At 64.4% G+C, this 5,626-nt stretch carries 5 protein-coding genes and 2 pseudogenes; 3 read left to right on the top strand and 4 right to left on the bottom strand.

The window, feature by feature from the left end:
* From EN893_RS38675 to EN893_RS16220, 3 genes and pseudogenes are all read left to right on the top strand, one after another.
* Positions 1-202, top strand: a pseudogene (locus EN893_RS38675) (peptidase M15); the annotation flags it as partial.
* A gap of 170 nt (positions 203-372) precedes the next feature.
* Positions 373-1,278 carry a MurR/RpiR family transcriptional regulator gene (locus EN893_RS16225; protein ID WP_127268681.1) on the top strand — a complete coding sequence of 302 codons (906 nt, stop codon included), beginning with the start codon at positions 373-375 and terminating at the stop codon, positions 1,276-1,278.
* Positions 1,279-1,335: 57 nt separating this feature from the next.
* Positions 1,336-2,652, top strand: coding sequence for an ArgE/DapE family deacylase (locus EN893_RS16220; RefSeq protein WP_127272178.1), 1,317 nt, complete (start codon positions 1,336-1,338; stop codon positions 2,650-2,652).
* Positions 2,653-2,676: 24 nt separating this feature from the next.
* On the opposite strand, the gene EN893_RS16215 is transcribed toward EN893_RS16220, so the two are convergent.
* The 4 genes and pseudogenes from EN893_RS16215 to EN893_RS16200 form a co-directional block, all read right to left on the bottom strand.
* A complete protein-coding gene (locus tag EN893_RS16215) occupies positions 2,677-3,711 on the bottom strand; it encodes a branched-chain amino acid ABC transporter permease (RefSeq protein ID WP_127269238.1) in 1,035 nt (344 codons plus the stop codon).
* Positions 3,708-4,583 (bottom strand): branched-chain amino acid ABC transporter permease, encoded by an 876-nt coding sequence (locus EN893_RS16210; RefSeq protein ID WP_127269237.1) that lies wholly within the window; start codon positions 4,581-4,583, stop codon positions 3,708-3,710. Before EN893_RS16210 ends, EN893_RS16215 begins: the two co-directional genes overlap by 4 nt.
* Before the next feature lie 12 nt (positions 4,584-4,595).
* Entirely contained in the window at positions 4,596-5,309 is a 714-nt protein-coding gene (locus tag EN893_RS16205; protein WP_127269236.1) for an ABC transporter ATP-binding protein, read from the bottom strand.
* Positions 5,306-5,626: pseudogene (locus tag EN893_RS16200) on the bottom strand (ABC transporter ATP-binding protein); the annotation flags it as partial. The pseudogene EN893_RS16200 and the gene EN893_RS16205, both read right to left, overlap by 4 nt.

The following is a 5,626-nucleotide window of genomic DNA, read 5'->3' as shown; positions in this document are numbered from 1 at the left end:
AGCGTTGTCCCGGCCGATTGAGACAGGTCGTGGCATCGCCGGCGGAGCTAGCCCTGCGGCGCCCGTCATTGCCGCCAATCTCATCCGCACAGCGCCGGAGCACATCTATCTCGATGGATTCCAGCCGCGAGGACGGACCTCCGATCACCGGCGCTTCACCGGTTCCGCGGTCAAGTTCCTGCCCATCGCCAGCTTCAAATAGACGCCAGCCCTCGTTCGAGCCGACGTGGATGTGTTGCACGACTGGCTTGGCTGCCATGGGATAGCAAGTCATGCCGAACTCTCGATGGCTCTGTAAGAGAAGTTCCAAATTTGACAAACATGTGTGAAATTGTAAGATAATCGTCTTTCCGTCGGCGATGGGCGATGACAATGTCGATCCGCGAAGAACTGGCCAATACGACCGTGGCGTTCACCTCCGCGGAAGAGAAGATCGTCCAGGTCCTGCTCGCTGATTATCCGATGTCGGGGCTGGGCACCGCGACCCGGCTGGCACGGCGCGCTGGCGTCAGTGACCCGAGCGTGACGCGGCTGATGAGCAAGCTTGGCTATGTCGGCTTTGCCGATTTCCAGGCACGCCTGCTCACCGAAGTTGAATCCAGGCTGCATTCGCCGCTTTTGATGATGGAGGCCAAGCGCCCGGGCGGCTCCAGCGAAGGCACCGCACTTGCCTATTTCCATTCGGTTTCCGACAGCCTGGAGCGCACGCGCACGGCAGTGCCGGTGCAGGCCTACACGCGCGCCGTCAACCTGCTGCTGGAGAGCAAGGGGCAGGTCGTGCTGCTGGGCGGCCGGTTCAGCCGGCATATCGCCTCCATGCTGGCCGGCTACCTCCTGCAGTTCCGCTCCGGCGTGCGCGACATCGGTTCGTTGAGCCCCGCCGATTTCGACCTGTTGATCGACCTTGGCAAGCGCGACCTCCTCGTCGTGTTCGACTACCGGCGCTATCAGTCGGACGTGGTGAGCTTTGCCCAGCAGGCCAAGGAGCGCGGCGTCTCCATCCTGCTGTTCACCGATGTCTGGCTGTCGCCGATATCTGACATAGCGGACCTGACCATGGTCGCGGCGATCGACGCCAACTCGCCGTTCGACACGCTGGCAACGGCCGTTGCCCAGATGGAAACCGTGTTCGCCCACGCGCTGGAAGGCCACGGCGCCGGGGTGCGCAAGCGCATCGAGGACATCGAGAAGATCCGCAGTGCCAATGCGGTCACGCTCGATACCGCCCTGTCGTCATCGGCCGACGACGCCGCCAAATCCAAAACCACAAGGAAATAGTGTCGTTGCGCCCAGTGCAGCGATGCAAAGCGCCGCGACGCAGAGAAGGAAGCGACGATGCCCGACAACCAGACCATCATCGATGCCGTGCAGGCTGAGATCGAGACCGATCGCGACTGGTTGATCGGGCTGACCCGCGACATGGTCCGCATCCCTTCGGTCAACCCCAAATTCGAGCCCAATCCGGCGATCAACCGCGAGGCGGATGTCCAGGCGCTGCTCGAACCGATCCTCAAGCAGGACGGGTTCAGGACCGAGCAATGGGATGTCTTGCCCGGTCGGCCCAATCTGGTCGGCGAATGGGCGGGAGACGAGGATCGCAGCCTGATCCTGTGCGGCCATATCGACGTCGTGCCGGTCGGCGCGATGAAGGATTGGTCGGTCGATCCGTTCGGCGGCGAGATCACCAATGGCCGCCTCTATGGCCGTGGCGCCGTCGACATGAAGGGCGGCGTCGCCGCCTGCATCGCCGCCGCGCGCGCGATCCGCAAGGCGGGCATCACGCTGCAGGGCCGGCTCGCCATCCACTCGGTCGTCGACGAGGAAGCCGGCGGCTTCGGCGCCATGGACGCGGTGAAGAAGGGCAAGCTCGCCAAGGCGGTGCTGGTCGCCGAACCGACCTGGGGTGATGTCCTGCCGGTCGAAGGCGGGCTTGAATGGGCGCGGGTGACGATCCGCGGGCGCAACGCCCATTCGGCGCTGCGCTACAACGAGATCTATCCGCAGCGCCACGACAAGGAGCGGCTCGAGCCGGGCGTCAACGCCATCGAGATCGCCGCCCGTTTCATCGCCGCCGTGCGCCAGTATGAGCTGGACCGGACGCGGGCGAAATCGCATCCATTGCTGCCGCTCGGTATGAACACCATCAACATCGGCGTCATGCATGGCGGAACCGGCCTTGGCCAGCATGGCCTGCCGACCGTCATGACCAACCCGGCCATCATTCCCGACGTCGCGGTGCTCGATCTCGACATGAAATTCCTGCCCGATGAGAACTCGGCCGACTACCGCCGCGATTTCGAGACGTTCGTCCACCATTTCGCCCAGACCGATGCGTGGCTGCGCGACAACCCGCCTGCGATCCAATGGGAGCTCGGCGGGCTGTATTTCCCGCCGATGAACACGCCGGTCGATCATCCGCTGGTGACATCGCTGATGAAGCGCAAGGCCATGGTCGGCAAGGCGCCGCAGGCTCGCGGCTTCGTCGCCGTGTGCGATGCCGCGCACTATGCCGGCGCCGGCGTCGACGGTGTCATCTTCGGCCCCTCAGGCGACGGGTTTCACGGTTCCGACGAATATGTCGAGGTCGAATCGGTGGTCGAGACCGCCAAGGTGATCGCCGCTTCGGCCATCGACTGGTGCGGCATCCGCTGAGGCGCAGCCGCTATTCCGAAACGATCAGCCCGGGCGTTTCAGGCGTCCGGCGACGGCGCCCCATGAAGCCTTGATCATGCCGACCAGGCCGCTCGGGTAGGCCAGCATCACGCCGATGATCAGCATCGCCGTGATCATCGGCCGCCACGCGCCGAAATCGGCCATCCATTCGGCGAAGATCGTCAGCACGAAGGAGGCGACGATGGCGCCGTAGATGGTGCTGGTGCCGCCAAGCAGCACCATCGACAGGATGATGGTCGCCAGGCTCATGCCGAAGACGTCGATCGAGGCATTGCGCTGGTAGGCGGCGTAAAAGGCGCCGGCGATGCCGGTGAAGAAGGCGCTCGCGGCAAGCGTCAGCATGCGCTGGCGCACGATCGAGACGCCGCGGCTGATGGCGTATTCCTCATTGTCGCGCAAGGCGACGATACTGGCCCCGGCGCGTGAGCGCACAAACACGCGCAGGAACAGCGTACTTGCCACCAGCAGTGCCAGCGCGATGTAGAAATAGGCTGATTTGCCGTCGCGGACCATGTTATGGTCGAAGATATAGAGTCCGGGAATGCGCACCAGCCCTTGCGTGCCGCCGGTGATGGCCGACTGGCTGATGATCACCTGCATCACCAGCTGCGCGAAGCCGAAAGTGACCAGGATGATGTAGATGCCCTTCAGCCGCAGGATCGGGATGGTCACCAGGATCGCCGCCAGGGTTGCGATGACACCGCTGGCAAACAGCGCGATCCACGGGTCGAATTCGGCCAGCTTGGTCAGCAGGCTGTAGGCATAGACGCCGATGCCGAACAGCGCCAGATGGCCGAAATTGAAGACGCCGCCATAACCGAGGCTGAGGTCCCAGTTCGAGGCGACGATCGCATAGATGAAGGCCATGATCAGGATGTGGCGGGCATAGGTGTCACCGAAGATCAGCGGCAGCAGCGCCAGCAGGGCGAAGCCGAGCACGAAGCCGATGGCCTCCTGCTTCCACGGCGTGCGGCCTGGAGCGATCGGGGTTGCCGCCTCGGCGTGGCCAGGCGCGATCAGCGATGTCGTGTCGGTCATGCTAGGCCTCGGGAGCGGCTGGCAAAGATGCCCTCGGGGCGCACCATCAGGGTCAGGATGAGCACGCCGAACAGCAGTGCCGGCGTCCAGTACAAGCCGAAATAATAGCTGCAGGCTGCCTCGAAGAAGCCGATCAGATAGGCGGCGAAGATCGGACCCGATACGCTCGATATGCCGCCGAAAACGACGACGATCAGCGCCTTGAGCAGCGGGTCGCTGCCCATCACCGGCGACATGAAACGGTAGCCGCCCATGAAGATGCCGGCGAGCCCGGCCAGCGAAGCGGCAATGGCGAAGGCCAGCCCATAGAGCGCGGTGACGTTCAGCCCGACAAGGTGGCTGGCATCTTCATTTTGCGCCACGGCGCGGAGCGCCAGCCCCAGCCGCGTGCGGTTGAGGAACACCCAAAGTGCGGCCAGGATCAGCGGCGTGATCACGATGATGGCGATCTGGTGCAGGGAGACGCCGACGCCCCCGATGGTGGCGTTGCCGGCGATCAGCGCCGGGATCTGTTTCGAGCGCGGTCCCCAGATGGTCAGCGCGCCGTTCTCGATCAGCGACCCGGCCGCCAGCGTGGTGATGACGACGACCAGCACGATGTTGGGTCGGCCGATCAGCGGCCGCACGACGCTCGCCTGCAGGATCCAGCCGACGCCGGCCATGACGACGACGGCGATCGGAAAGGCGACCGCCGCCGGCAGGCCGAGTTCGACCAGCTGCCAGGCGATGTAGGCGCCCAGCATCATGAACACGCCATGGCTGAAATTGAACACGCCGATCGTCGTCCAGACCAGAGCCAGCCCGACCGCCATCATGGCGTAGAGCGAGCCCTGGAACAGGCCGCCGAACAGGATTTCCGCCAATGCGCTCATCTTCGGATTTTCCTAATGGCCAAAATACATCGACATGATCTCGCCGTGGTCGAGGCTTTCGCCCGGCTTGATCTCGGTCGCCACCGCGCCATGGTTGACGAGGTAGAGTTGCTGCGTCAGCTCCAGCAGGAATTCGATATCCTGCTCGACGACGATCAGCGGCACGCCGCCGCGCGAAATGTCCATGACGGAGGCGCAGAGTTCGTCCTTGATCTTGGGCGCCAGCCCCAGCGTCGGCTCGTCCAGGATCAGCAGGCGCGGATGGCTCATCAGCGCGGTGCCGATCGACACCATCTGGCGCTCGCCGCCCGACAATGTGCGCACGCGCTGGCGCCAGCGTTCCGCCAGTTTCGGAAACAGCTTGATCACCTTCTCACGGTTCTCCGCCTCATGCGGCCGGGCCCTTGGCGAATAGGCGCCGAGCGCCATGCAGTCGGCGATCGAGAGATCGGGAAACAGCCGGTTGCCTTGCGGCACATGGATCAGACCGGCGCCGACGATGGCGCGTGCGCTGCGGCCGGCAATGTCTTGCCCGTCGAACAGAATGCGGCCGCTCTTCGGCTGCAGCAGCCCGGAGACTGCGCGCAGCAGCGTCGTCTTGCCATGGCCGTTGGGGCCGAACAGGCCGACATTGCCGAAACGGCCGGCCTCCAGCGAGATATCGTGCAGCACGGTGACGCGGCCATAGCCGGCGGTGACGCCTTCGACGCTGAGAATGGGGTTCACGCCGCCGATCTCCTGGTGCCGAGATAGGCTTCGATGACGCGCGGGTCGGCGATCACGCCGGCCGGGTCGCCAGCGGCCAGGACGCGGCCATTGTTGAGCACCAGCAGATGTTGCGAAAGGCTCATCAGGAAGGTCAGCACGTGCTCGATCAGAAGGATGGTGATGCCGCGTTCGGCGGTGCGGCGGATCAGGCCGATAGACGTCTCGATCTCGGGCTTGGTCAGGCTCGATGCCGGCTCGTCGAGCAAGAGCATGCGTGGCTTCATGGCGATCGCGGTGGCCAGCAGCAGGCATTTGCGGTCGAAGACGGACAACTC

The sequence above is a fragment of the Mesorhizobium sp. M7A.F.Ca.CA.004.04.2.1 genome (assembly GCF_004022825.1).
GTDB lineage: Bacteria > Pseudomonadota > Alphaproteobacteria > Rhizobiales > Rhizobiaceae > Mesorhizobium.
This window is presented reverse-complemented; position numbering and strand designations above follow the sequence as displayed.